General features: G+C 68.0%; 24 protein-coding genes. 6 read left to right on the top strand and 18 right to left on the bottom strand.

Features of this window, described 5'->3' with window-relative positions:
- Positions 1-208: 208 nt before the first annotated feature.
- The 10 genes from moeB to ndk form a co-directional block, all read right to left on the bottom strand.
- Positions 209-1,345: a molybdopterin-synthase adenylyltransferase MoeB gene (gene moeB / locus J7357_RS08010; protein WP_209245726.1), complete on the bottom strand. Its 1,137-nt coding sequence runs from the start codon at positions 1,343-1,345 to the stop codon at positions 209-211.
- Positions 1,346-1,521: 176 nt separating this feature from the next.
- Positions 1,522-2,739 carry a gephyrin-like molybdotransferase Glp gene (gene glp / locus J7357_RS08015; protein WP_209245727.1) on the bottom strand — a complete coding sequence of 406 codons (1,218 nt, stop codon included), beginning with the start codon at positions 2,737-2,739 and terminating at the stop codon, positions 1,522-1,524.
- The gene (locus tag J7357_RS08020; protein WP_209245728.1) at positions 2,736-3,341 is read right to left on the bottom strand and encodes an NTP transferase domain-containing protein; all 606 of its coding nucleotides are present in this window, start codon (positions 3,339-3,341) and stop codon (positions 2,736-2,738) included. Before J7357_RS08020 ends, glp begins: the two co-directional genes overlap by 4 nt.
- 7 nt (positions 3,342-3,348) lie before the next feature.
- Positions 3,349-4,746: a ribosome biogenesis GTPase Der gene (gene der, locus J7357_RS08025; protein WP_017913737.1), complete on the bottom strand. Its 1,398-nt coding sequence runs from the start codon at positions 4,744-4,746 to the stop codon at positions 3,349-3,351.
- An 18-nt stretch (positions 4,747-4,764) separates the two neighbouring features.
- On the bottom strand, positions 4,765-6,120 hold the full coding sequence (bamB, locus tag J7357_RS08030; protein WP_209245729.1) for an outer membrane protein assembly factor BamB: 1,356 nt from the start codon (positions 6,118-6,120) through the stop codon (positions 4,765-4,767).
- Entirely contained in the window at positions 6,120-6,758 is a 639-nt protein-coding gene (locus tag J7357_RS08035; protein ID WP_209245730.1) for a tetratricopeptide repeat protein, read from the bottom strand. Before J7357_RS08035 ends, bamB begins: the two co-directional genes overlap by 1 nt.
- Positions 6,759-6,822: 64 nt before the next feature.
- Positions 6,823-7,695, bottom strand: a complete 873-nt coding sequence (locus J7357_RS08040; RefSeq protein ID WP_209230909.1) for a RodZ domain-containing protein — start codon at positions 7,693-7,695, stop codon at positions 6,823-6,825.
- Entirely contained in the window at positions 7,692-8,510 is an 819-nt protein-coding gene (pilW, locus tag J7357_RS08045) for a type IV pilus biogenesis/stability protein PilW (protein ID WP_209245731.1), read from the bottom strand. The genes J7357_RS08040 and pilW overlap by 4 nt, the downstream gene beginning before the upstream one ends.
- The gene (gene rlmN, locus J7357_RS08050; RefSeq protein WP_209245745.1) at positions 8,497-9,678 is read right to left on the bottom strand and encodes a 23S rRNA (adenine(2503)-C(2))-methyltransferase RlmN; all 1,182 of its coding nucleotides are present in this window, start codon (positions 9,676-9,678) and stop codon (positions 8,497-8,499) included. The genes pilW and rlmN overlap by 14 nt, the downstream gene beginning before the upstream one ends.
- A 35-nt stretch (positions 9,679-9,713) precedes the next feature.
- On the bottom strand, positions 9,714-10,139 hold the full coding sequence (gene ndk, locus J7357_RS08055; RefSeq protein ID WP_002812972.1) for a nucleoside-diphosphate kinase: 426 nt from the start codon (positions 10,137-10,139) through the stop codon (positions 9,714-9,716).
- A 215-nt stretch (positions 10,140-10,354) separates the two neighbouring features.
- Between ndk and J7357_RS08060 the strand changes: the two genes are divergently transcribed.
- From J7357_RS08060 to J7357_RS08070, 3 genes are all read left to right on the top strand, one after another.
- A complete protein-coding gene (locus J7357_RS08060; RefSeq protein ID WP_010342898.1) occupies positions 10,355-10,987 on the top strand; it encodes a TetR family transcriptional regulator in 633 nt (210 codons plus the stop codon).
- 34 nt (positions 10,988-11,021) lie between these two features.
- Positions 11,022-13,394 carry a 3-hydroxyacyl-CoA dehydrogenase/enoyl-CoA hydratase family protein gene (locus tag J7357_RS08065; protein WP_209245732.1) on the top strand — a complete coding sequence of 791 codons (2,373 nt, stop codon included), beginning with the start codon at positions 11,022-11,024 and terminating at the stop codon, positions 13,392-13,394.
- A 152-nt stretch (positions 13,395-13,546) separates the two neighbouring features.
- On the top strand, positions 13,547-14,752 hold the full coding sequence (locus J7357_RS08070) for an acetyl-CoA C-acyltransferase (protein ID WP_017913732.1): 1,206 nt from the start codon (positions 13,547-13,549) through the stop codon (positions 14,750-14,752).
- 249 nt (positions 14,753-15,001) lie between these two features.
- Here the strand turns inward: J7357_RS08070 and galU are convergent, their stop codons facing one another.
- The 8 genes from galU to cmk form a co-directional block, all read right to left on the bottom strand.
- Positions 15,002-15,883: a UTP--glucose-1-phosphate uridylyltransferase GalU gene (gene galU, locus J7357_RS08075; RefSeq protein ID WP_029562082.1), complete on the bottom strand. Its 882-nt coding sequence runs from the start codon at positions 15,881-15,883 to the stop codon at positions 15,002-15,004.
- Positions 15,883-17,793: a nucleoside-diphosphate sugar epimerase/dehydratase gene (locus J7357_RS08080; RefSeq protein WP_209245733.1), complete on the bottom strand. Its 1,911-nt coding sequence runs from the start codon at positions 17,791-17,793 to the stop codon at positions 15,883-15,885. The genes galU and J7357_RS08080 overlap by 1 nt, the downstream gene beginning before the upstream one ends.
- Positions 17,793-18,782 (bottom strand): glycosyltransferase family 4 protein, encoded by a 990-nt coding sequence (locus J7357_RS08085; protein WP_209245734.1) that lies wholly within the window; start codon positions 18,780-18,782, stop codon positions 17,793-17,795. The genes J7357_RS08080 and J7357_RS08085 overlap by 1 nt, the downstream gene beginning before the upstream one ends.
- The gene (gene lapB / locus J7357_RS08090) at positions 18,782-19,960 is read right to left on the bottom strand and encodes a lipopolysaccharide assembly protein LapB (protein WP_209245735.1); all 1,179 of its coding nucleotides are present in this window, start codon (positions 19,958-19,960) and stop codon (positions 18,782-18,784) included. Before lapB ends, J7357_RS08085 begins: the two co-directional genes overlap by 1 nt.
- Before the next feature lie 6 nt (positions 19,961-19,966).
- Complete coding sequence (locus tag J7357_RS08095; protein ID WP_209245736.1) at positions 19,967-20,266, bottom strand: LapA family protein; 300 nt, start codon at positions 20,264-20,266, stop codon at positions 19,967-19,969.
- A 73-nt stretch (positions 20,267-20,339) separates the two neighbouring features.
- Positions 20,340-20,645, bottom strand: a complete 306-nt coding sequence (locus J7357_RS08100) for an integration host factor subunit beta (RefSeq protein ID WP_010342890.1) — start codon at positions 20,643-20,645, stop codon at positions 20,340-20,342.
- 80 nt (positions 20,646-20,725) lie between these two features.
- A complete protein-coding gene (gene rpsA, locus J7357_RS08105) occupies positions 20,726-22,405 on the bottom strand; it encodes a 30S ribosomal protein S1 (RefSeq protein WP_010342889.1) in 1,680 nt (559 codons plus the stop codon).
- Between the two features lie 226 nt (positions 22,406-22,631).
- Positions 22,632-23,303, bottom strand: a complete 672-nt coding sequence (cmk, locus tag J7357_RS08110) for a (d)CMP kinase (RefSeq protein ID WP_017913728.1) — start codon at positions 23,301-23,303, stop codon at positions 22,632-22,634.
- Positions 23,304-23,475: 172 nt separating this feature from the next.
- Here cmk and ykgO point away from each other — a divergent pair, with 172 nt between their 5' ends.
- The 3 genes from ykgO to J7357_RS08125 all read left to right on the top strand — a co-directional run bounded on the left by ykgO (position 23,476) and on the right by J7357_RS08125 (position 25,184).
- Positions 23,476-23,601: a type B 50S ribosomal protein L36 gene (gene ykgO, locus J7357_RS08115; protein ID WP_010342887.1), complete on the top strand. Its 126-nt coding sequence runs from the start codon at positions 23,476-23,478 to the stop codon at positions 23,599-23,601.
- Between the two features lie 127 nt (positions 23,602-23,728).
- Positions 23,729-24,058: a hypothetical protein gene (locus J7357_RS08120; RefSeq protein WP_010342886.1), complete on the top strand. Its 330-nt coding sequence runs from the start codon at positions 23,729-23,731 to the stop codon at positions 24,056-24,058.
- A gap of 88 nt (positions 24,059-24,146) precedes the next feature.
- Positions 24,147-25,184: an agmatine deiminase family protein gene (locus J7357_RS08125; protein WP_209245737.1), complete on the top strand. Its 1,038-nt coding sequence runs from the start codon at positions 24,147-24,149 to the stop codon at positions 25,182-25,184.
- Positions 25,185-25,232 lie beyond the last annotated feature (48 nt).

Raw genomic sequence — 25,232 nt, forward strand, 5'->3', positions numbered from 1 at the left:
CAACGACGGCTAGTGCAGCCAGACATCGCGAGGCGCTTCGCGCCCGTACCCTCACCCCAACCCCTCTCCCGCAGGGAGAGGGGCTTGAGCGTGCGCGACGCTGCGTCAACCATCGAGCACCCGCCCCCCTTCTCCCACCGGGAGAAGGTGCCCCGCAGGGGAGGATGAGGGTACGGGCGCCGCTGCGAACAACGACGCCCAGTAGCAGCTAACGCTCAGCGCCGCAGAACTGCGCGTAGTCGATGTAACCAGGGAATGGCCGATCCGGCGCGCACAGCGGGCACTGCGGATCAGCGGACAGGCGGGTTTCGCGGAAGCGCATCGCCAGTGCGTCGAAGTGCAGCAGGCGGCCACGCAGCGGCTCGCCGATCTCCAGCAACAGCTTCAACACCTCGTTGGCCTGCAGCAGCCCGACGATGCCGGGCAGCACGCCGAGAACACCGGCGTCGGCGCAGTTCGGTGCGAACTCCGGCGGCGGCGGTTCCGGGAACAGGCAGCGGTAGCACGGTGCCTGCCCGCGCCGGCGGCCGGCATCGAACACGCTGACCTGGCCCTCGAAGCGCTGCACCGCGCCGTAGACGAGCGGCTTGCCCAGCTTCACGCAGGCGTCGTTGAGCAGATAGCGCGCAGGGAAGTTGTCCGAGCCGTCCAGCACCACGTCCACGTCCTGCAGCAACCGTTCGACGTTGTCCGCGGTGACCCGCTCGCGCACCGCCTCTACCCGCACGCCCGGATTCAAGGCGCCCAGACTTGCCGCGGCCGAGTCCACCTTGGCCTGGCCGATCCGCGCGTCGCCGTGCAGGATCTGCCGCTGCAGGTTGCTGCGCTCGACCACGTCGTCGTCGGCGATGCGCAACTGCCCCACCCCGGCCGCCGCCAGGTAGAAACCGGCCGGCGAGCCCAGGCCGCCGGCGCCGACCAGCAGCACGCGCGCAGCCTGCAATCTGCGCTGGCCTTCGACCCCGACCTCGGGCAGGCGCAGATGCCGCGAATAGCGGTCGAAAAAGTCTTCCTGCTCCGGTTCCAGCGCCGGTCGCTGCAGCGGCAAGCCCTCGCGCTGCCAGCGCGTGGTGCCGCCCAGCACCGAGGCGACCTGCGGATAGCCGGCCTGTTCCAGGAACACCGCGGTATCGTGCGAGCGCTTGCCGCTCTGGCAGATCAGCAGCACCTCGGTGTCGGCGCCGAGATAGGCGGCCGGGTCGGCCTGCAACTGCGCGCGGGCCACACCCTGCGCACCGGCGGCCATGCCGGTGGCACGCTCGTGCTCCTCGCGGATGTCGATCAGCCGCGCGCCCTGCGCCTGCCGCGCCTGCGCCTGTGCAGGAGTGAGTTCTCGAATGCCCATGCGCGCATTATCGGCGCAAACCGGGCCAGCGTCCGCCGTCGACGGCGCGGCTGAAGGGAACCCCTCATTCAACCGCGACGCGCTTGCCCGGGAACGCCCCGTCCCGCTGAAACCATTCCCCCAGGCAGCCTGCATCCGACTTGATGGTGTTGGATGCAGGTGCTTAGGGGGTGCCCTCAATACGGCACCACCTCGACCACGTCGCCGGCCTGGAACTGGCGTGCGCCCTCCTCCAGCCGCAGCAGCACGTCGCTGTCGGCGGCGCCGCGCAGGCGGTGCGAGCCGTCGGCCGGATTCGGTTCCGCCCACAGTTGGCCGTGCGCGTCGCAGCGCATGCGTCCGCGCAGGAACTCGAGCCGGTCGTGGCGCTTGTCCCAGCCAGCCGCCAGTCGCGCCCGCCAGGCCCGGTGCGGTTCGCTGCGCCGCTGCAACGCATCCAGCAACGGCCGCCCGATCGCCAGGAACGTGGCCAGCACCGACACCGGGTTCCCAGGCAAGCCCAGGAACAGGGCCCGATCCCACTCGCCGAACAGCAGCGGCATGCCCGGGCGCATGCGCACCTTCCAGAACAGGATGCGACCGTGCTCGACCAACAGACGCGGCAGGTAGTCCTTTTCGCCGGCGGAGACGCCACCGCAGGTCAGCACCACATCGAACGCCGAGGCCGCGTCGGCGAGCATGGCCTGGATGCGCTGCGGGTCGTCCGGCAGGGTCGGCCAGGCGGTCGGCGCCAGACCGAGCAGGCGCAGCTGCGCCATCAGCATGTCGCGGTTGCTGTTGTAGATCTGCCCTGGCTGCAACGGCAGGCCCGGCTCGACCAGCTCGTCGCCGGTGGCGAACACCGCCACGGTCGGCCGCGCCGCCACCGTCAGTTGGTCCACGCCCAAGGCCGCGGCCAGGCCGATGCGCGAGGGCGTCAGCAGCATGCCGGCCTCGAGCACGCGCTCGCCGGCGCGCACGTCCTCGCCACGCGACCGCACGTGCGCGCCAGCGACGAGCCCGTCCGGCACCTGCACGAGGCCATCGTGCTCGTGCACGTTCTCCTTGATCACCACCGTATCCGCCCCGGCCGGCAACGGAGCGCCGGTGGTCACGCGCAGGCACTCGCCGGGCGCGAGCGCCTGTTGCCGATCGGTGCCGGCGAACTGCTCTCCGGCCAGGCGCAAGTCGGTCGGCGCACCCAGGCTCAGGTCGGCGTGGCGCAACGCGAAACCGTCCATCGCGCTGTTGGCGAACGGCGGCAGGTCGATCGGCGCATCCAGCGGTTCCAGCAGGATGCGGCCATCGGCACGCGACGCCGCCAGGCGCTCGCTGTTGACGGGACGGGCACGCGCGGCGGCAGCGACGATCGCCAGCGCGTCGGTGTAGGCGATCCGGGAGGGATAGTCGGTCATGATGGCGGCAGGATACCCGCTGCGGCCAGATCCTGCGGCGTGTTCAGATTGCCCAGCACGATCTCCGGCAACGCCACCGGCAGCATCCGCAGGCGCTGCTGCAAGGCACGCGGCGCATAACGGCCCGCCACCAGCGCCGCCTCCAGCGCCGGACGCAACGCAGCCACCCGGTACAGCGCCACCAGCGGCTGCGCACCGGCGGCATCCTCGACCCAGGCGCCATCGCGGTCCACAGCGGCCGCGGCGAGCTCCGCCGGCAGGTCCGGCGGTAACCGGCACAGGTCGACCGGCACGGTCAGCAGCCACGGTGTGCCGCAGTGGGCAGCGAGTGCATCCAATCCTGCGATCGGCCCCAGCGAACGTTCGGCGTCGGCCGGCGCCGCGACACGGTCCGGCACGGCGTGCAGGCCGACGGCGGCATAGCGCGGCAAACTGCGATTGGCGCTGACCAGCACCGCGGACACCCGTGGCGCCAATGCCTGCACCAGCCATTGCACCTGCGCCTGTCCATCGCGCTGCAACCAGGCCTTGTCGCATCCGCCCAGGCGCTGCGCGCGGCCGCCGGCGAGAATGCCGAGGGTGATCGCGCGCCGCGTATCCATCCTGCGGCTACTTGCCGCGGACGTGCTTCATCAGGCGCCGCTTCTTGGCGATCTGGCGCTCGGTCAGCACGTTCTTCTTGCCTTCGTACGGGTTGGCGCCTTCGCGGAACATGAAGCGCACCGGCGTGCCGACCAGCTTGAAGCGCTTGCGGAAGAAGTTCTCCAGGTAGCGCTTGTACGACTCCGGCAGCACCTTCAGGCGCGTGCCGTGGACGATGAAGGTCGGCGGATTGCTGCCGCCCGGATGCACGTAGCGCAGCTTGGAGACGTGGCCGCGGATGCTCGGCGGCGGATTGCTCTCGTAGGCGATTTCCAGCGCCTGGTTGACCTCGCTGGTGCTGAACTCGCGCACCGCCGAGGCGTGCGCGCGATGGATCGCCTGAAACAGCTCGCGCAGGCCCGAGCCATGCTTGGCGGAGATGCGCACCGCCTCGGCCCAACTGACGAAGCCCAGCTTGCGCGACAGCAGGTCTTCGGCCTGGGCGCGCTGGTAGTCGCTCTGCCCGTCCCACTTGTTGATCGCCACCACCAGGGCACGGCCGGCATCGAGGATCGCGCCGAGCACGGTCGCGTCCTGGTCGGTCACGCCTTCGCCGGCATCGAGCATCAGCACCGCCACCTGGCACTGTTCGATCGCCTGCAGGGTCTTGAACGCGCTGAACTTCTCCACCGCCTCCTCGACGCGGCCGCGGCGGCGCAGGCCGGCGGTGTCGATCAGCCGGTACAGGCGGCCGTCGCGCTCCAGGTCCACCGCGATGGAGTCGCGGGTGGTGCCGGGCACTTCGGAGGCGATCATGCGCTCCTCGCCCAGCAGGCGATTGACCAGGGTCGACTTGCCGACGTTCGGGCGGCCGACGAAGGCGATACGCATGCGCGCCGGGTCGGTGTCCAGGGTTTCGCCGGCGCCCTCTTCCGGCAGCCGTTCCAGAACCTCGTCGAGCAGGTCGTCGATGCCGTGGCGATGCGCGGCGGAGACCGCGATGGCGTCGCCGAGACCGTAGCGCGCGAACTCGGCGCGGACCTGGTCCTCGTCGGTGCCGTCGATCTTGTTGATCAGCAGCAGGGTCGGCCGCGCCAGCTTGCGCAGCCAGGCCAGGATCTCGTCGTCGAGCGCGGACGATCCCTCGCGGCCGTCGACCACGAACAGGATCAGGTCGGCCTCGCCGGCGGCGGCACGCGCCTGCTCGGCGGTGGCACCGGCCAGGCCTTCCTCTTCGCCGGAGATGCCGCCGGTATCGACGATCACGAATGGGGTGTCCGGCTGCAGCCGGCATACCCCGTAGTGGCGATCGCGGGTGACGCCGGGCTGGTCGTGGACCAGCGCGTCGCGGCTGCGCGTCAGCGCATTGAACAGCGTGGACTTGCCGACATTCGGCCGTCCAACCAGGGCGACCAGCGGCAGCATCGCGACATCCTTCTCTTGTTATTGACCCAACCGGAACGCGGTCAGGTCGCCTTTCGTGTTCTGCATCAGCAGGATTCCGTCCGCGACCACCGGCTGCGCCACCAGCGGCTTGCGCCCGACCCGCTCGCGCGCGGCGAACTCGCCGTTGTCGAGCCGCAACCAGTGCAGATAGCCCTTGTAGTCGCCGACCACGGCGTAATCGCCCTGGATCGCCACGCCGGTCAGCGAGCGGCGCGCCAGCCCCGGCTGCGACCACATCGCCGACCCGGAGGCCTTGTCCAGCGCCCACACGGTGCCGGCGTTGTCGGCCACCACCACGTTGCCGGAACTGACGCCGACACCGCCGGCGCCGCCATGATCGCGGTTCCACAGCGGGCGGCCGCTCGGGCCTTCCAGCGCCACGGTCTGGTTCTTGAAGCTGGTCGCGTACAGCGTGGTGCCGTCGAGCACCGGCGCGCCGTCGACGTCGGCCATGCGCTCCAGTTCGGTGCGGCCTTCCGGCATGCCGATGGTCTGCTCCCACAGCACGCGGCCGTCCTGCATCGCCAGCGCGGCCAGGGTGCCGTCGTCGTTGCCGATGAACAGCACACCCGGACCCGCCACCACCGGCGCGTTGCCGCGCACGGTCAGGCTCGGCAGTTCCTGTGCATTGAACCAGCGCTGCTGACCGGTGGCCGCATCGAAGGCGGTGGTGCGGCCATCATTGCTGCGCACGAACACCATGTTCTGCGCGATCACCGGCGCGGCGATCACTTCATTGGGCACCTTGGCGCGCCACTTCTCGGTGCCGTTGGCGGCATCGAGCGCGATCACGGCGCCATCCAGCGCACCGACCACCACCAGGCCGTCGCCCACGCCGGGGCCGCCGGCGAAACGCGGCAGCGGACGCTTCTTCTCGAGCCGCTTGCGTTCCTTGGCCTGCTGCTTCTCGTTGCGCAGGCGCTGCTTGTAGGCGGCACGCTCGTCCTTGGACAAATTCTTGCCGGACTCGCTCTCGACCTGGCTCTTCGGCCGGTCCTCGGCCTGCGACAGCTGCTGCTTGCGCGCCTGCTTGGCGTCGTATTCCCAAATGGTCTTGCCGGTCTGCAGATCCAGCGCGTACACCGTGCCGGAGGTCGCGGCCGCATACACCTTGCCGTCGGCCACCACCGGGCGCTGGCGCACGCCGATCTGGCGCTCGCCCTTGCCGGCGTCGGTGGACCACAGCTTCACCACCTTCACCGACGGAGTGAACTTGACCAGTTCGGCCGGCTCGGCGGCCTTCTTGGCGGCCGCATCCTTGCCCGCGAACCAGCCCTTGACGGTGCTGCAGCCGGACAGCGCAAGACCCAGCAGGACCACGGTGGCGACGCGCTTGAACATGACTACCTTCATCAGATCGGCTCCGCGGCATTCGGCACGCTGCCGCCCGCATCCATCAATTTCGTTTCGACCACGCGCCGCTGCGGCGAGGCCACGTCCAGGCTGGTCAGCGCCTTGGCGTACGCATCGCGCGCCGCGTCGCGCTTGCCCTGCGCGATCAGCGCATCGCCGCGAATCTCCAGACCCTGCGAATCGGTGGCCGAGGCCACCAGCGGCAGTGCGTCCTGCGGCTTGCCGCCGGAAATCAGCAGCCGCGCCACGCGATGGTCGACCATCACCTTCATTTCGCCGTCGGCCTTGAGCGCGCGCAGCGTGGTCAACGCGGCATCGGACTTGCCCGCGTCGACCTGCGCCTTGGCCAGGCGCAGCGCCGCCAGTTCGGCGTAGATGTTGGTCGAGCCCTGCTGCAGTTCGGCCATGTCCTTGGCCGCCTTGTCCAGCTGATTGGCCTGGATGCTCTTGAGCACCGCTTCGTAGCGGGCGTTGGCCTGGGCCAGATCGTTGGACCGCTGCTTGGTCCACCACTGCCAGCCGATGATCGCGCCGAGGCCCAGGACGATGCCGCCGATCAGGCCGGCGCCGTTCTTCCTGAGCCAAGTGCGGACGCGTTCGCTTTGTTCGTGCTCGTCGAGCAGGTCGTCAATCGCCATGCGTACTCTCGCCCCGCCGCTGCGACGGGACATGGAATGTTGAAAGTGAGGAACCGCGCCGCCGTCACTCGGAGGCGGGCACCACGGAACCGTCAGAGGATACCGCAAAGCGCGCCACGTTCGCGCGCCTGAACGGGGTCAGATCCACGGTACTCCCGGATTGCTGAACCTGGACCGCGGAGGCATTGCCCAGCACCACGCGCCCGACCTGGCCCGGCGCATAGGTACGGGTCTCGCCCGCCTTCAGCAGGGCTTTTTCCACCGGCGTGCCGTCGGGGGCGAGGATCTGCACCCAACTGTCGCCCTGGAACGACAGGCTCAGGGCGTTCTTCTCCGGCTCTGCGGCCGGGCGCGGCATCGGCGTCAGCGAGGCGATGTACGGCGCGGCGCTCGGCGCAGGACGTGCGGCCGCCGGCGCGGCCGGTGCGGCCGCAGCGGCGCCATTGGCCGGCGTCGCCGTTGCCGCCGGGGTCGTCCCCGGCGTGCCCGGCACCACATCCAGCGAGGCGGTGCTGGGGCCGTTGTCGTCGGCGAAATGGCTGCGGGTGGCATACCACACCGGCACCGCCAGCCCGGCGGTGATCACCACGTAGACCATGCGCCGGGTGGCGCTCTCGAGCATGCGCCGCAGCGGCGGCGTATGCGTGTGGCTGATCAGTTCGACCGGCTGCACCGGCGCGATCTGCGCGGTCTGCAGCAACGGCTCCAGATCGACGCCGAGCAGGCGCGCATAGCTGCGCAACTGCCCACGGACGAACACCGGCGCGCCGAGGCGCTGCCACTGCTCCGACTCGAGCGCCTGCACCACATGCACCGGCATGCGCAGTCGGCTGCCGACGTCGTCGATGCTCAGGCCGGCCGCTTCGCGCGCTTCGCGGAGCTGTTGCCCGCAGCCTTTGGCGCCATCGAAAGCGTTCGGATTGGAATCACTGATCACAATGCACTAGCCCCGGGTGTCGTGGTCGCGGCGTCGGGAAACTCCTTGCGCAACCGCTGTTGGTAACGGCCGGCGGCAGCCTTGTCGCCCAGCCTTTGCTCAATCTGAATCGCAAGTTGTAACACGGAAGCGGTGGCAGGCGCAGCCGCCAGACGCCGCTCGGCGAAGGCGCGCGCCTCGAAAAAGCGCCCTTGCGCGACCTCGTTGCGGGCCATCGCCTCGAGCGCGTACGCGTTGTCAGGATCCAGATCCAGCGCCTTGCGCAGGTCGCGTTCGCCGCGCTCGCGCTGACCGACCTGCAAGGCGCAGCCGCCGGCGTTGGCCAGCGCCGAGGCCGGCGTGGCGTAGTCCTGCAGCGCGAGCGCGCGGTCGAACCAGGCCAGCGACTCGGCCGGCGACCCATTCGCGCACAGCCAGGCACCGTAGTTGTTCAAGGTCGCACCGTTGCTCGGCGCCAGCTCGGCGGCCTTGCGGTAGTACCCGCCGGCGGTCGTGGCGTCGCCGCGGCGATCGGCGAGCACCGCCAGCACGGTCAGCGCGTCCACCGATTGCGGATCCAGCGCCAGCGCCTTGCGCGCATGCGTCTGCGCGGCCTCCAGGTCGCCGGAGGCGAGCCCGTTGGCGGCCAGACCCAATTGTTCCTGCAAGGCCACCCGCGCCTTCACCGCACGGTTGTCGCGGAAGGAATACTGCGGTTGCACCTGCTCGCTGGTGCGCACCGTGCCGGTCTTGGCCGCGATCCAGTTGCAGCCCGGCAAGGCCAGCACTGCGATCGCCACCATCGCGAGGGAACGCCCTTGGCTACGCCGCCGCATCCCGATCCGCCCGCGTCTGCAATTCGCGCTTGAACTCGGCCTGTCGACGGGTGCGGTCCATGACCTGCCCCTTGAGCTGCCCGCAGGCCGCATCGATGTCGTCGCCGCGCGTGCGCCGCACCATGGTCAGCACCTGCGCGTCCAACAGGATCTTCTGGAACGCGCGGATCTCGGTCTCGCCGGAGCGCTCGTAGCGCGTGCCCGGGAACGGATTGAACGGGATCAGGTTGACCTTGCCGGCATTCGACGCCTGCACCGCGTTGTCGAACTGGCGCATCAGCCGCGCCAGTTGCCGCGCGTGCTCGGGCTGGTCGTTGATCCCCTTCATCAGGGTGTATTCGAAGGTCACCGACTCGCGGCGCTTGTTGGCGCGCAAATAGCGCGCGCAGGCCGCCATCAGCTCGGCGATCGGGTACTTCTTGTTGAGCGGGACCAGGGTCTCGCGCAGCGCGTCGTTGGGCGCATGCAGCGACACCGCCAGCGACACGTCGCTCTCGCTGGACAGGCGGTCGATCTGCGGCACCAGACCCGAGGTGGACAGGGTCACGCGCTTGTTGGCCAGGCCATAGCCCAGGTCGTCGCGCATCACGCTCATCGCGCGCACGACGTTGTCGAAATTCATCAGCGGCTCGCCCATGCCCATCATCACCACGTTGGTGAGGCGGCGCATCTGGTGCGGCACGTTGCCCAGATGCCGCGCCGCCACCCACACCTGGCCGATGATCTCGGCAGTGGAGAGGTTGCGGTTGAAGCCCTGGGTGGCAGTGGAGCAGAACGTGCAGTTGAGGCCGCAACCGACCTGCGAGGACACGCACAGCGTGCCGCGGGTCTTGTCGGGGATGTACACGGTCTCGATCGCGTTCTTGCCGTCCACGCCCATCGCCAGCAGCCACTTGTGGGTGCCGTCGGCGGAGGGCTTGTCGAACACGATGTTGGGGACGACGACCTCGGCATGCTGCTGCAGCTTGGCGCGCAGCGCCTTGCCGAGGTCGGTCATCTGGTCGAAGTCGGTGACGTAGCGGTGGTGGATCCACTTCATCACCTGGTGGGCACGGTAGCGCGCTTCGCCGAGGGTCTCGGCGAAGAAACGCTCCAGCCCCTCGCGATCGAGGTCGAGCAGATTCTGCTTGGCCGCCACGCCGGTCCGCACGGGATCGGCGATGGCCAAGGGAGGATGGACGACCTCGTTCACGACGACCTCGCTTAGCGCGAAACCACTTCGGTGGCGGCGAAGAAATACGCCACTTCGTTGGCGGCGTTCTCGACCGAATCCGAGCCGTGCGCGGCGTTGGCGTCGATCGAATCGGCGAAGTCGGCGCGGATGGTGCCCGGCGCAGCGTCCTTCGGGTTGGTGGCGCCCAGCAGGTCGCGGTGCGCGGCCACGGCGTTCTCGCCTTCCAGCGCCTGGATCATCACCGGGCCGGAGATCATGAACTCGACCAGCGCGTTGAAGAACGGACGCTCGCGGTGCACGGCGTAGAAGCCCTCGGCCTCGCGGCGCGACAGCTGCTTGTACTTGGCGGCCACGACCTTCAGGCCGGCCTTCTCGAAGCGCGAGTAGATTTCGCCGATGACGTTCTTGGCGACGGCATCGGGCTTGATGATGGACAGGGTGCGCTCCAGCGCCATGGGAAGTTCTCCGTTGGGCGGGCCACTGAAGGCCCGAGGTTAACATGAAAAAAACCCGCGTCAAAACGCGGGCTTAGCCAGAATTGCGATGGACAATTCTATCCAATCGGCGCCGGCTTTGCACGGCCGGGCCTGAATCGTGCTGCAAAGCAGCATGACGCACTCCCCGCCCGGGCCTAAACTCAAACAATCGTTTGATTGATTCTGGCGGCCGCATGGCAAAGCAAGCGCACTTCTCGACCAAGGACCGCATCCTCAGTGCGGCCGAGGAACTGTTCGCGCAGCACGGCTTTTCCGGCACTTCGCTGCGCCAGGTCACCAGCCAGGCCGACGTCAACATCGCCGCGGTGAACTACCACTTCGGGTCCAAGGAAAACCTGGTCAACGAGGTGTTCCGGCGGCGCATGGACGAAATGACCGCCGCGCGCATGGCGCAGCTGGAGGCTGCGCAGCGGCAGCATCCCGGCCAGCTCGGCCCGGTGCTGGCCGCCTTCGTCGAGCCGGCCCTGGCCATGGCCCAGGAGCGGCAGAGCGGCGGCGCCTTCGTGCGGGTGATCGCTCGCGCCTATGCCGAGAACAACGACAGCCTGCGCCAGTTCCTGTCCGACCACTACGGCCACGTGCTGCGCGAGTTCGGCAAGGCCATCGCCGCCTGCGTGCCCGGGCTGAGCAAGCAGGAACTGTACTGGCGCCTGGATTTCCTGGCCGGCGCCCTGACCTACGCCATGGCCGACTTCGGCCTGATCAAGCGCCCCGCCGGCGTCAGCGAGGGCGCGCACCGTGCCCACGCCGCCCGCGAACTCATCCGTTTCGCCGAAGCCGGCTTCCTCGCCCACTCGGCTCCCTGATCCCGCAAACGTTGACCCACAGAGGCTGATCGCTATGTCCAATCCCCTGCTAGTCCGCCGTGCCGCCGTCCTGGGCGCGGGCGTGATGGGCGCGCAGATCGCTGCGCACCTGACCAACGCCGGCGTCGACACCGTGCTGTTCGACCTTCCCGCCAAGGAAGGCCCCACCGATGGCGTGGTGCTCAAGGCGATCGCCAACCTGACCAAGCTCAGCCCGGCGCCGCTGGCCAGCACCGCCCTGGCCGAAGCCATCACCCCGGCCAACTACGATTCCGGCCTGGAGCAGCTGCGCGGCTGCGACCTGATCATCGAAGCCATCGCCGAGCGCATGGACTGGAAACAGGACCTGTACAAGAAGATCGCGCCGTTCGTGGCCGACCATGCGGTGCTGGCCTCCAACACCTCCGGCCTGGGCATCAATGCCCTGTCCGACGTGCTGCCGGAACAGCTGCGCCACCGCTTCTGCGGCGTGCACTTCTTCAACCCGCCGCGCTACATGCACCTGGCCGAGCTGATCCCGGCCAAGCACACCGAGCCGGCGGTGCTGGAAGGCCTGGAGAGCTTCCTGGTCACCACCCTGGGCAAGGGCGTGGTCTACGCCAAGGACACCCCGAACTTCATCGGCAACCGCATCGGCGTGTTCTCGATCCTGTCCACCATCCACCACACCGAGCAGTTCGGCCTGGGCTTCGACGAGGTCGACGGCCTCACCGGCCCGCTGGTCGGCCGCCCGAAGTCGGCCACCTACCGTACCTCCGACGTGGTCGGCCTGGACACCATGGCGCACGTCATCAAGACCATGGGCGACACCCTGCCGAACGATCCGTGGCATGCCTTCTTCAAGGCGCCGAAGTGGCTGGAGGCGCTGATCGGCAAGGGCGCGCTGGGCCAGAAGACCGGCGCTGGCATCTTCCGCAAGGTCGGCAAGGACATCGTGGTGCTTGACCTGCAGAAGCAGGACTACCGCCCGGCCGACCGCGCCGCCGCGCCGGAAGTGGTCGAGATCCTGAAGATCAAGAACCCGGCCGAGAAGTTCGCCAAGCTGCGCGAGAGCCAGCACCCGCAGGCGCAGTTCCTGTGGGCGACCTTCCGCGATCTGTTCCACTACAGCGCCTACCACCTGGCCGACATCGCCGAGACCGCGCGCGACGTGGACCTGGCGATCCGCTGGGGCTACGGCTGGGCGCTAGGTCCGTTCGAGACCTGGCAGGCCGCGGGCTGGAAGCAGGTCGCGCAGTGGATCGCCGACGACATCGCTGCCGGCAAGAGCATGAGCAGCGCACCGCTGCCGAACTGGGTGTTCGACGGCCGCGACGGCGTGCACGCCGCCGAAGGCTCGTACAGCCCGGCGCGCGACGCCAAGCTGCCGCGCTCGGCGCTGCCGGTGTACAAGCGCCAGCGCTTCCCCGATCCGCTGCTGGGCGAGAAGTTCGCGCAGGGCGAGACCGTGTTCGAGAACGACGGCCTGCGCATGTGGCACGACGGCGACGACATCGCCGTGGTCAGCTTCAAGACCAAGATGAACACCGTCTCCGACCAGGTGCTGGACGGCCTGCAGGAAGCGGTCGGCCGCGCCGAGAAGGACTTCAAGGGCCTGGTGCTGTGGCAGCACAAGGAACCCTTCTCCGCCGGTGCCGACCTGGCCGGCGCGCTGGGCCTGCTGCAGGCCGGCAAGGTCGATGCGTTCGAGGCGATGGTCGCCAACTTCCAGGCCACCAGCCAGCGCATCAAGTATTCGCTGGTGCCGGTGGTCGCGGCGGTGCGCGGGCTGGCGCTGGGCGGCGGCTGCGAGTTCCAGATGCACAGCGCCAAGACCGTGGCTGCGCTGGAGAGCTACATCGGCCTGGTCGAGGCCGGCGTGGGCCTGCTGCCGGCCGGCGGCGGCCTCAAGGAGATCGCGGTGCGCGCGGCGCAGGCCGCGGGTCCGGGCGGCGACGTGTTCGCCGAACTGAAGAAGACCTTCGAGACCGTGGCCATGGCCAAGGTCTCCACCTCGGCGGTCAACGCCAAGGAACTGGGCCTGCTGCGCAGCACCGACAAGGTGGTGTTCAACAGCTATGAATCGCTGTACATCGCCAAGGCCGAGGCGCGCGCCCTGGCCGAGGGCGGCTACCGCCCGCCGCTGCCGGCCCGACGCATCCAGGTCGCCGGCGACGTCGGCATCGCCACCTTCAAGATGCTGCTGGTCAACATGCTGGAAGGCCGCTTCATCAGCGAGTACGACTACGAGATCGCCACCCGCATCGCCACCGTGCTGTGCGGCGGCGAAGTCGACCGCGGCGCGCTGGTGGACGAGGAATGGCTGCTCAAGCTCGAGCGCAAGCACTTCGTCGAACTGGCCCAGCAGGAAAAGACCCAGGCGCGGATTGGGCACATGCTCAAGACGGGTAAGCCGCTTAGGAACTGAGAATCGGGAATGGGGAATCGGGAATGGAAGCGCATTCCCGGCTCCTCCTTCTCTCCCTAATTTTCTGCCGGAAATAGGACTGCTGCAGATCGCGCGAATCGCTTCACGATTCCCGACTCTCCATTCCCCATTCCCGGCTTTCGGAGAAAGCCATGAGCAAACAGATCCAGGAAGCCTACATCGTCGCCGCCACCCGTACCCCGGTCGGCAAGGCGCCCAAGGGCATGTTCCGCAACACCCGTCCCGACGACATGCTGGCGCACGTGCTGCGCGCGGTGGTGGCGCAGGCGCCGGGCATCGACACCTCGCGCATCGACGACGCGATCATCGGCTGCGCGATGCCCGAGGGCGAGCAAGGCATGAACGTGGCGCGCATCGGCGTGCTGCTGGCCGGCCTGCCGAACTCGGTGGCCGGGCAGACCATCAACCGCTTCTGCTCCTCGGGCATCCAGGCGGTGGCGCTGGCCGCCGACCAGATCCGCCTGGGCAACGCCGACCTGATGCTGGCCGGCGGCACCGAATCGATGTCGATGGTGCCGATGATGGGCAACAAGGTCGCGCTGTCGCCAAGCGTGTTCGCCGACGACCACGTCGCCATCGCCTACGGCATGGGCATCACCGCCGAGAAGGTGGCCGAGGAGTGGAAGGTGTCGCGCGAGGACCAGGATGCCTTCGCCCTCGCCTCGCACCAGAAGGCCATCGCCGCGATCGCCGCCGGCGAGTTCCGCGACGAGATCAGCCCCTATGAGATCCTCTCGCACCAGCCCGACCTGGCCGGCAATGTCATCGCCCTGCGCAAGAAGCTGGTCGACACCGACGAAGGCCCGCGTCCGGACAGCTCGATCGAAGGCCTGGCCAAGCTGCGCCCGGTGTTCCGCAACGGCCAGTTCGGCGGCAGCGTCACCGCCGGCAACTCCTCGCAGATGAGCGACGGTGCCGGTGCGGTGCTGCTGGCCTCCGAGCAGGCGATCAAGGACTACGGGCTGACCCCGCTGGCCCGCTTCGTCAGCTTCTCGGTCGCCGGCGTGCGTCCGGAAGTGATGGGCATCGGTCCGATCGAGGCGATTCCGAAGGCGCTCAAGCAGGCCGGCCTGAGCAAGGACCAGTTGGACTGGATCGAGCTCAACGAAGCCTTCGCCGCGCAGTCGCTGGCGGTGATCCGCGACAGCGGCCTGGACCCGTCCAAGGTCAACCCGCTGGGCGGCGCCATCGCCCTGGGCCATCCGCTCGGCGCCACCGGCGCGATCCGCACCGCCACCCTGGTGCACGGCCTGCGCCGCCACAAGCAGAAGTACGGCATGGTCACCATGTGCATCGGCACCGGCATGGGCGCCGCGGGCATCATTGAGGCGCTGTAAGCGCGGCAGCGCCCTACCCTCAGCCACTTTATCCAAAAAGCGGGCCATAGCCCCTCTCCCACCGGGAGAGGGGTTGGGGTGAGGGTCCGGCATCAAGCGTTGTTGCGCACGCCAGCGCAAAAAAAGCAGCCTCGCGGCTGCTTTTTGCTTGTCACCCGATTCGACCGATTCGGATCGAATCATTGCTTGACGCTACTGGATCAGCAACTCGGCCAGCGCGCCACCCTGCAGCGGCGCGCCGTGCCCAGCTCACTCCTCGGCAAGCATCTGGGTCAGCTTCTCGCGCGCCGGCTTGGCCAGCTTCTTGTTCTCCAGCGCGAAGCGGATGGTCGCCTCGACCAGGCCCAGGTGGGTACCGCAATCGAAACGGGTGCCCTCGAAGCGGTAGGCATCGACCTCTTCGCTCTTCAACAGCGCGGCGATGGCGTCGGTCAGCTGGATCTCGCCGCCGGCACCGGTACCGGTGCTTTCCAGCAGTTCGAAGATCTTCGAGCTGAGCACATAGCGACCGACCACCGCCAGATCGCTCGGCGCGTCTTCCGGCTTGGGCTTCTCGACGATCTGCGCGATGCGGCCCTTGCGACCATCGAACGCCTCGGTGGCGACGATGCCGTAGCTGGCGGTGTTCTCGTGCGGCACGTCTTCCACGGCGATCACGCTGGCGCCGCTGCGCTCGTTGAGATCGGCCATCTGCTTCAGCGCGCCGTCGCCGCGGTTCCAGATCAGGTCGTCCGGCAGCAGCACTGCGAACGGCTCGTCGCCGATCACCGACTTGGCGCACAGCACCGCATGGCCGAGGCCCAGCGCTTCGGCCTGGGTCACGAAGATCGCGCGCACGCCATCGGGCAGCACGTGGCGGATCATTTCCAGCTGTTCGTGCTTGCCGGCACGCTCCAGCTTCTGCTCCAGTTCGTAGGCCTTGTCGAAATAATCCGCGACTGCGTGCTTGTAGCGGTTGGTGACGAAGATCAGGGTGTCGCAACCGGCCTCGATCGCCTCGTCCACGGCGTACTGGATCAGCGGCCGATCGATGATCGGCAACATTTCCTTGGGAACCGTCTTGGTGGCGGGAAGGAAGCGGGTACCCAAACCTGCCACCGGGAATACTGCCTTGCGGATTCTCTTGCTCATCAGAGCCTTCTGGCCTCGCGTGCGGGAAATGGAACGATGGTAGCCGAGCCGTCGTGACCGTCTTGCTGACGCAAGGGTGCGAACTCCGGCATGGTCATGCGCAGCACCTTCTCGATGGTGTCGCTGTCGTAGTCGGCCACCGCGGCGCGCAACTGCTGCACGCCGCGCAGCACGTCCTCGCGCGAGAAGCTGCGCACGCCCGCTTCCAGGATCTTCGGATGCGAGGTCGGCCGATAGTTTTCGTCGGCGTAGAACAGGGTTTCGTGCAGTTTCTCGCCGGGCCGCAGGCCGGTGTAGACGATGGCGATGTCGCGCCCGGGCTGCTTGCCCGCCAGGCGGATCATCTGCTCGGCCAGCAGACGGATCGGCACCGGCTCGCCCATGTCCAGGGTGTAGATGGCGCCATGCGACGCGGACGCCGCGGCCTGCACGATCAGCTGGCTGGCTTCGGGAATGGTCATGAAGTAGCGCGTCACCTGCGGATCGGTGACCGTCACCGGACCGCCCTGGCGGATCTGTTCGCGGAACAGCGGCACCACGCTGCCTGCCGAGTCCAGCACGTTGCCGAAGCGCACCGTCACGAAGCGCGTGCTCACCGCCTGATCGTCCAGCGACTGGCACACCATCTCCGCGTAGCGCTTGGACGCGCCGAGCAGGTTGACTGGATTGACCGCCTTGTCGGTGGAAATGAACACGAAGGTCGAAACCTTGGCGGCGACGCAGGCACGCGCCACGTTCTCGGTGGCCAGCACATTGTTGCGCACCGCCTCGCGGCACTGCCGCTCCAGCAGCGGCACCTGCTTGTAGGCGGCGGCATGGAACACCGCGTCCGGCTCGGCCACCTGCATGGCGTGGCGAATCACCGCCGGATCGCCACAATCGCCGAGCACGCAGGCGATCTCCAGATCGGGGAAGGTCCGGCGCAGGTCGGCATGGATGGTGATCAGCGCCAGTTCGCTGATCTCCAGCAACACGATCTTGCGTGCGCCGTGGCGCGCGCACTGCCGGCACAGTTCCGAACCGATCGAGCCGCCAGCGCCGGTGACCAGCACGGTACGCCCGGACAGCCAGCCCTTGATCAGCTTCCAGTCCGGGGTCACCGGCTTGCGCCCGAGCAGGTCCTCGATCGCGACCTCCTTGAGCTCGCCCGGCAGGTAATGGCCTTCGAGCACGTCGAGCAGGCGCGGCACGGTGCGGAACGGCAGACCGGTGCTTTCGCAGATCGCCACCACGCGCTGCATGCCGGCCGCGTCCAGCGACGGAATCGCGATGACCAGCAGCTTGGCCGCGGTTTCCTTGGCGATCGCGCCGGCCTCGTCGATCCGGCCCAGGATCGGCAGGCCCTGCAGCTTGGCGCCGTGCAGGTGGCCGGCATCGTCGACGAAGCCGACCGGGTGATAGGCACCGGAACGGCGCAGGTCGCGCACCAGTGCCTCGGCCGCCCGGCCGGCGCCGACGATCAGCACGCGCCGCGCGGTGTCGTCCGAATGGGCGATCTGGTAGTCCTTCCAGGCGCGATACAGCAGCCGCGGCGCGCCGAGCAGCGCCGACAGCGCGAACGGATACACCATCAGCACCGACAGCGGGATCGCATCGAAGCGGCTGTAGGCCAGCCCAAGCACGATCGCCACCAGGCCATAGAAGCTGGCCTTGAAGATATTGAGCAGGTCGGGAACGCTGGCGAAGCGCCACAGGCCGCGGTACAGGCCCACCTTCCAGAACACCAGCCCCTGGGCCACCAGCACGATGGCGGTGTTGAGGTTCCACAACGGCAGCGGATGCTCGCCGGGGAGCATGGTGTAGCGCGCGGCGTGCAGCAGTTGCCAGCAGACCCAGACGATGGCCAGATCGTGGACGACCACGGAGGCCTTGGGAAACAGCTCGGTGACTCGGTCGCGCGTGGAAAGCATCAGTAATCCGTAAGAGTTCGGCGCATCCGGTTGCGCAAAGCCAGCCAAAGCACACCTGCCGAACAGAACCAGGCGATCGTCAGACCGGCCTGGAAGCCCGCATCCAGCGGCCTGCCCAGCCGCGCAATTGTAATCGCGACAATGCTGAACAGACCGTAGGCGAGCGTGACGACAGTATGGCTACTGCCGGTGTGTACCCAACGCTGATAGAAATGTTGCGCGTGCGGTTGCCACCAGCGTTCGCCGGCGAGCATGCGCGAGGCGAGCGTGAAGCCCGCGTCGATGGCGAAGGCCGACAGTGGCAATGCCGGCAGCCAGGGTGCCTGGCCGCCGGCGACGATGCACCAGGCGAACAACGCAGCGATCAGATAACCGAGCGCGCCGCTGCCGACATCGCCGAGGAAAATGCGTGCTCGGGGATAGTTGAACGGCAAAAATCCCGCGCAGGCCACCAGCAGCACCCAGCATGGCCAACGCAGCGGCTCGGGCAGCAACCAGGCGAATCCCAGGGCGGCGAGCATCGCCTGGCTGCTGGCCAGACCATTGATGCCATCCATGAAATTCCAGATATTAATTAGCGAAACCGTTGCCAACCACACCAACGCGGCCATCCACAGCGGTTGGCTCGCCTGGTAGACAAGTGCAGCCAGAAGAGTCGCCGCCGCCATATGCACCAGCAATCGCAATGCCGCCGACAGCGAACGGTGGTCGTCCCACCAACCGACGCCAGCGACCAGCACCAGGCCGGCGGCGACGGTGGCGATGCCCGCGCCGTGCTGCGGCCATTGCAGGGCCGCCCAGCCGCAGGCCAGCAGCACCGCGGCCACGATTGCCACGCCGCCGCCGCGCGGCGTTGCCACGGTGTGGCTGCGCCGCTCGCCGGGCGCATCCATCAACTTGCGTTTGAGTGCGTACTGGCGCGACAGCCAGGTGCCGGCCGCGCTGAACACCCCGAGCGCCAAGAGCAGCGCGGTTCCTGCGATGGGCACTACACCACCGCGTAGTTGAGCAACGGCTTGACCGTGCCCCACTCCTTGCAGCTGGGGCATTGCCAGTGGTGGGTGCGCGCGCCGAAGCCGCAGCGGGTGCAGCGGTAGCTGGGATTGCGCACCAGCAACTGGTCGGTGATGTGCTTGAGATCCTGCAGGGTCGCGGTGGAATCGGCGCCCTCGGCCAGGGTCAGGTCGATCAGCGCGGACTCGCCGCGCACCGACGGCCGGTCCTTGAGCTGCCGGCCCAGGTAGGAGCGCGCGGCGGAAATACCTTCCTGCGACTCCATCAGGCGGGTCAGCGCCAGCACCGGCGCGATGCCGCGGTAGTGCTCGGTCATCTCCGACAGGAACGCGCGCGCGCCGCTCAGATCGCTGCCGCGGCGGTAGCACTCCATCAGCGCCGGCATGATCTCCGGCAGGTAGTCCGGATCGTGGCGGGCGGCGCGCTCGAAGGCGCGGATCGCGGCCTCGTCGTTGCCGTCGTCGACGTCGATGCGCCCTTCCAGGATGCCGGCGCGCACCGACTTGGCGTCGGCCTGGTAGGCGCGCGCGATCGCCGCCCGCGCCAGGTCGTTCTTGCCCGAGGCGCGATAGCGATCGGCCAGTTCGCATTCGAACTGGGCGATCAGCTTGCCCATCGGCTCGCCGGTCACCTCTTCGTAGCGGGTGGCGTTGTCGATGGCCTTTTCCCAGTCGCGCTCGGCCTGGTAGATGCTGATCAGGTGCTTGAGCGCCTGCGGCGCGCGCTGGTCGATCTGCGCCAGTTCGGTGAACACGGTTTCGGCGCGGTCCAGCAGCCCCGACTTCATGTAGTCCTCGCCCAGCGCCAGCAAGGCCTGCACGCGCTGCGCGTCGCTCAGGTCGCCGCGTTGGACCAGGCCCTGGTGCAGGCGGATGGCGCGGTCGACCTCACCGCGGCGGCGGAACAGGTGGCCCAGCGCGACCTGGGTCTCGAAGGTTTCCTTGTCCAGTTCGGCGATGTGCAGGAACAGCTCGATCGCCTTGTCCGGCTGCTCGTTGAGCAGATAGTTGAGGCCGCGGAAATAGGTGCTGGAGAGCCGGCTGACCTGGGTGTCGCCATGGCGCTGGCCGCCACGGCGGCCGATCACCCAGCCGCTCAGCGCCGCCAGCGGCAGAAACAGGAAGAACCAGAACCACTCGGTCAGAAAGTCCATCGAAGATCAGCGTCCGTCCAAGGGCTGGTGGGCATGGGAGGAGACCGGCGCGACGGCCGGTGCAGCGGCGTTCGCGGCCTTGTTGGCGCGACGCAGCTTTGCGTACAGGGGAATCACCAGGGCCGCCAGGACCAGCGAGGCACCGATCAGCACGCCGGCGAACAGCGAGACGATGATGGCGATGCCGGAGGTGGTGGCGATGCTGGAGAACACGAAGTTGATCTGGATCGGCTGCGAATTGAGCGACCCGATGACCAGGCCGGCCAACAGCAACACCAGCAGGATCAGCAGTCGTGCAATCTTCATGAGCAACTCCAGCGTCGGGAGACACTAGATTAGCCGAACAGGCGTGGATTCCGGCAAGCGCCGGACGCCGGGCTCAGGGCGTGTCGGATTCGACCGGGACAACGCCGCTCACGCGCTCGCGCAGCTCCTTGCCGGGCTTGAAATGCGGCACGTGTTTGCCGGGAAGCGCGACGGACTCGCCGGTCTTGGGATTGCGTCCCAGGCGGGGCGGCCGGTAATGCAGGGAAAAGCTGCCGAAGCCGCGGATCTCGATGCGATCGCCGCCGGACAGGGCGCCGCCCATCATTTCCAACAACGACTTAACCGCCAGATCGACGTCGTCCGACTTCAGATGCGCCTGCTTGCGCGCCAGGATTTCGATCAGCTCGGATTTGGTCATTTACGGATGCGTGCAGTGGGGTCGCAACCTGGCACGGCCCGGGAACACCGGGCCGTGCCAGTAACGCTGCGTGTGGCGGATTACTCGGACTTGTTGCCGTTCAACTGCGCACGCAGCAGCGCGCCCAGCTGAGTGGTGCCGCCCGACGCGGACTGGTATTCCTCCAGCACTTCGCGCATTTCGGCATCGTCCTTGGCCTTGATCGACAGCTGCAGGGTGCGGCCCTTGCGGTCCATGCCCACGAACTTGGCTTCGATCTTGTCGCCGACCTTCAGGTGCTGGCTGGCGTCGTCGACGCGCTCGTTGGCGATGTCGCGTGCGGCGACGTAGCCTTCGATGCCGTCGGCCAGGTCGATGGTGGCGCCCTTGGCGTCCACTTCACGCACCACGCCCTCGACCTTCGAGCCCTTCGGGTTGGCGGCCATGTACTGGCCGAACGGATCCTGCTCCAGCTGCTTGACGCCCAGGCTGATACGCTCGCGCTCCGGGTCCACCGCCAGCACCACGGCTTCCAGCGTGTCGCCCTTCTTGAAGTTGCGCACGATGTCTTCGCCGGTGGTGTTCCAGCTGATGTCGGACAGGTGAACCAGGCCGTCGATGCCGCCGTCCAGGCCGATGAAGATGCCGAAGTCGGTGATCGACTTGATCTGGCCGGACACCTTGTCGTTCTTCTTGTGGGTGGCGGCGAAGGTCTCCCACGGATTGGCGGCGACCTGCTTCATGCCCAGCGAGATGCGGCGACGCTCTTCGTCCACGTCCAGCACCATCACTTCGACTTCGTCGCCGACCTGCACGACCTTGGACGGGTTGACGTTCTTGTTGGTCCAGTCCATCTCGGACACGTGCACCAGGCCTTCCACGCCCGGCTCGATCTCGACGAACGCGCCGTAATCGGTGACGTTGGAGACCTTGCCGAACACGCGGCTGTTGGCCGGGTAGCGGCGGGCGATGTTGTCCCACGGATCCTCGCCCAGCTGCTTCAGGCCGAGACTGACGCGGTTACGCTCGCGATCGAACTTCAGCACGCGCACGTCCAGCTCGTCGCCGACGTTGACCACTTCGGACGGATGGCGCACACGCTTCCAGGCCATGTCGGTGATGTGCAGCAGGCCGTCGATGCCGCCCAGGTCCACGAACGCGCCGTAGTCGGTCAGGTTCTTGACCACACCCTTCAGGATCGCGCCTTCCTGCAGCTTGTCCATCAGCTGCTCGCGCTCTTCCGAGTGCTCGCTCTCGACCACCGCGCGACGCGAGACCACCACGTTGTTGCGCTTGCGGTCCAGCTTGATCAGCTTGAACTCCAGTTCCTTGCCTTCCAGGTAGGCCGGGTCGCGCACCGGGCGCACATCCACCAGCGAACCGGGCAGGAACGCGCGGACATCCTTGATGTCCACGGTGAAACCACCCTTGACCTTGCCGCTGATGCGGCCGGTGATGGTCTCGTTCTTCTCCAACGCTTCTTCCAGCTCGTCCCACACCATGGCGCGCTTGGCCTTCTCGCGCGACAGCACGGTCTCGCCGAAGCCGTTCTCGAGCGAGTCGAGCGCGACCTTGACCAGGTCGCCTTCGGCGACGTCGATTTCGCCAGCGTCGTTACGGAACTGCTCGATCGGCACGATGCCTTCGGACTTCAGGCCGGCGTTGATCACCACCACGTCGCCGCGGACTTCCACGACGGTACCGGTGACGATGGCGCCGGGCTTCAGCTTGGCCAGGTTGGCTTGGCTGGCTTCGAACAGTTCGGCAAAAGATTCGGTCATTTGAAATTACTCTAGTGGACACACGGACAGGGCGTTTTCTTCTGGAAAACAGCGACTGTCCACCTGTTAGTCGGCCCGAACAGCGGCCGGGTGTGGAATGGAAAAACCGCAGCGCGGGATGCGCAGCGGAGCCTTTGACGCTATCGGTGGAACCTGGATGTTGCGGGTGTTGCGAGGAACCGGCGGCATCCATGACGATGCCGCCCTGCTGCTGCCTGCGTGCCGCTCAGACCGGCAGCAACTGCAGGACGCGGCCCACCACCTGATCGATGTCCATGCCGGTGGTATCGAGGAGGACGGCATCGTCTGCCGGCCTCAGCGGGGCCACCGCGCGTTGGGCATCGCGTGCGTCGCGGGCCATGATCTCGCGCAGCAGGTCGTCGAATATAACCGAAACCCCTTTTTCCTTCAACTGCTTATGCCGGCGCTGGGCACGCTCCTCGGCGCTGGCGGTCAGGAACACCTTGTAGGGGGCGTCCGGGAAAATCACCGTCCCCATGTCGCGACCGTCGGCGACCAGCCCGGGAGGGGTGCGGAAGGCCCGCTGGCGCTGCTTCAGCGCCGCGCGCACCTCGGGAATGGCGGCGATCGCCGAGGCCACCGCGCCGGTGGTCTCCAGGCGCAACTCGTCGGTGGCGTCGGCGCCGTTGATCCGGACCCGCAGGCCGCCGCCGGCGACCTCGTCGAAATCCACCCGGGTGTCGAAGGTGCAGCGCACCAGGGCGGCGGCGTCGGAAATGTCCAGATTGGCCCAGCTGGCCGCGACCCCGACCGCCCGGTACAGCGCCCCCGAATCCAGGTAGTGCCAGCCCAGGCGGGCGGCGACGATGCGGCTGACGGTGCCTTTGCCGGCCCCGGATGGGCCATCGATGGTCAGGACGGGAGCGGGCTCGTTCATGCGGTTCCTCGGACGGGGGGCGGCGCATTGTAGCGCCGACGCCGGCCGGGCTGGCGCAAGCAGTTGAAACCATGAAGAAAACCAGGCTACAATCGCCGGCTTACTGATCCCGCGCCATGGTTTCGGCCGTGCCGCCCTCCTTCGAATCCACAAGTTTACGCCGAGGTGTGCCATGAAAGTCCTGTCCTCCCTGAAGTCGGCGAAGGCCCGTCACCGCGACTGCAAGGTGGTCCGCCGCCGCGGCAAGGTCTTCGTGATCTGCAAGTCCAACCCCCGTTTCAAGGCGCGTCAGCGCTGATCCGACCCGGCCTGCCCTGCCGCACCGCGCGCAGCGGTGGCCGGTCGTCGACGAAAGCCGCCTTCGGGCGGTTTTTTGTTGCCGAAGTTTGCTGTAATCGGCGTTCGTCCTCTGGGGAGTACACGTGATGAAGCATCGTCTGTCCGTCCTGCCGCTGCTGGCCGTGTTGGGCCTGGCCGGCGGCGCCCACGCCGAGACCCTGCTGGTCGACCGGGTCAAGGAAGAACCTGCGGCGGCGCTGCCGACCCGCGGCCTGAGCATGGCCCAGGTGCAGGCGCGCTACGGGGCACCGCAGCAGAAGCTGGAGCCGCGCGGCGGCCAGAAGCGGCAGTGGCCGACCATCAACCGCTGGGTCTATCCGGCCTTCACCGTGTACTTCGAGAAGCAGAAGGTGGTGGACGTGGTCGCCAACAAGGCCGACCCCAACGAGATCGGCCCGAAGCCGGCGATCCGCTAGCGCGCGTCCCGGGCAAACACCCGCACACGTCTGTGCGGGGACGTACATAACCGCCGGGCTTCCCGGCAGCACGTGAGTAGTGGTCGCAATGTCTGATCGTCTTCGCCTTCCCGCCGAATGGGAACCCCAGTCCGCCATCCTGATCGCCTGGCCGCATGCCGGCACCGACTGGGCCGAACGCCTGGCCGAGGTCGAGGAGACCTACATCGCCCTGGTGGCGGCGATCGTGCGCTTCCAGCGGGTGCTGATCTGCGTGGCCGATGCCGACCTGCAGATCTATGCCGAGGCACGGCTGCGCTCGGCGCGGGTGGACATGCAGCGGGTGCGCTTCGTCGAGGCCGAGTACGACGACACCTGGCTGCGCGATTCCGGCCCGATCACCCTGGCGCGTGCCGACGGCGGCTTCCAGTTGCTGGATTTCCGCTTCACCGGCTGGGGCGGCAAGTTCCAAGCCAGCCGCGACGACCAGTTGGTGAGCGTGCTGGCCGAGCAGGGCCTGTTCGCCGACAGCGACGTGCGCCGCATCGATTTCGCCCTGGAAGGCGGCGCCATCGACTGCGACGGCGCCGGCACCCTGCTGACCACCTGGCAGTGCCTGCACGAGCGCCACCCGGAGCGCAGCCGCGAGTCGCTCGGCCACGACCTGGCCGAGTGGCTGGCGCAGCAACGCGTGCTGTGGCTGGATCACGGCTACCTGGAAGGCGACGACACCGACGCGCACATCGACACCCTCGCCCGCTTCGCCGGGACCGACGCGATCGTCTACCAGGCCTGCGACGACGCCGGCGATTCGCACTACGCCGAACTGCAGGCGATGGGCGCCGAACTGGCGGCGCTGCGCACCGCCGAGGGCGCACCCTATCGGCTGTTCCCGCTGCCGTGGGCGCAGCCGGTCATCGATGAGGGCCGGCGTCTGGCCGCCTCCTACGCCAACTTCCTGATCGTCAACGGCGCGGTGCTGATGCCGGCCTACGGCGACGCGGCCGATGCGCAGGCGCAGGCGGTGATGGCGCAGGCCTTCCCGCAGCACGAAATCGTGCCGATCCCCTGCCGCGCGCTGATCTGGCAGAACGGCAGCCTGCACTGCATCACCATGCAGCTGCCGGCCGGCCTGCTCGCGGACTGAACCGCGGCTGCGCCGCACGCCGGCGCAGCGCCGACCACGCCCGTGCCG

This window comes from Xanthomonas sp. D-109, assembly GCF_017746095.1.
GTDB lineage: Bacteria > Pseudomonadota > Gammaproteobacteria > Xanthomonadales > Xanthomonadaceae > Xanthomonas_A > Xanthomonas_A sacchari.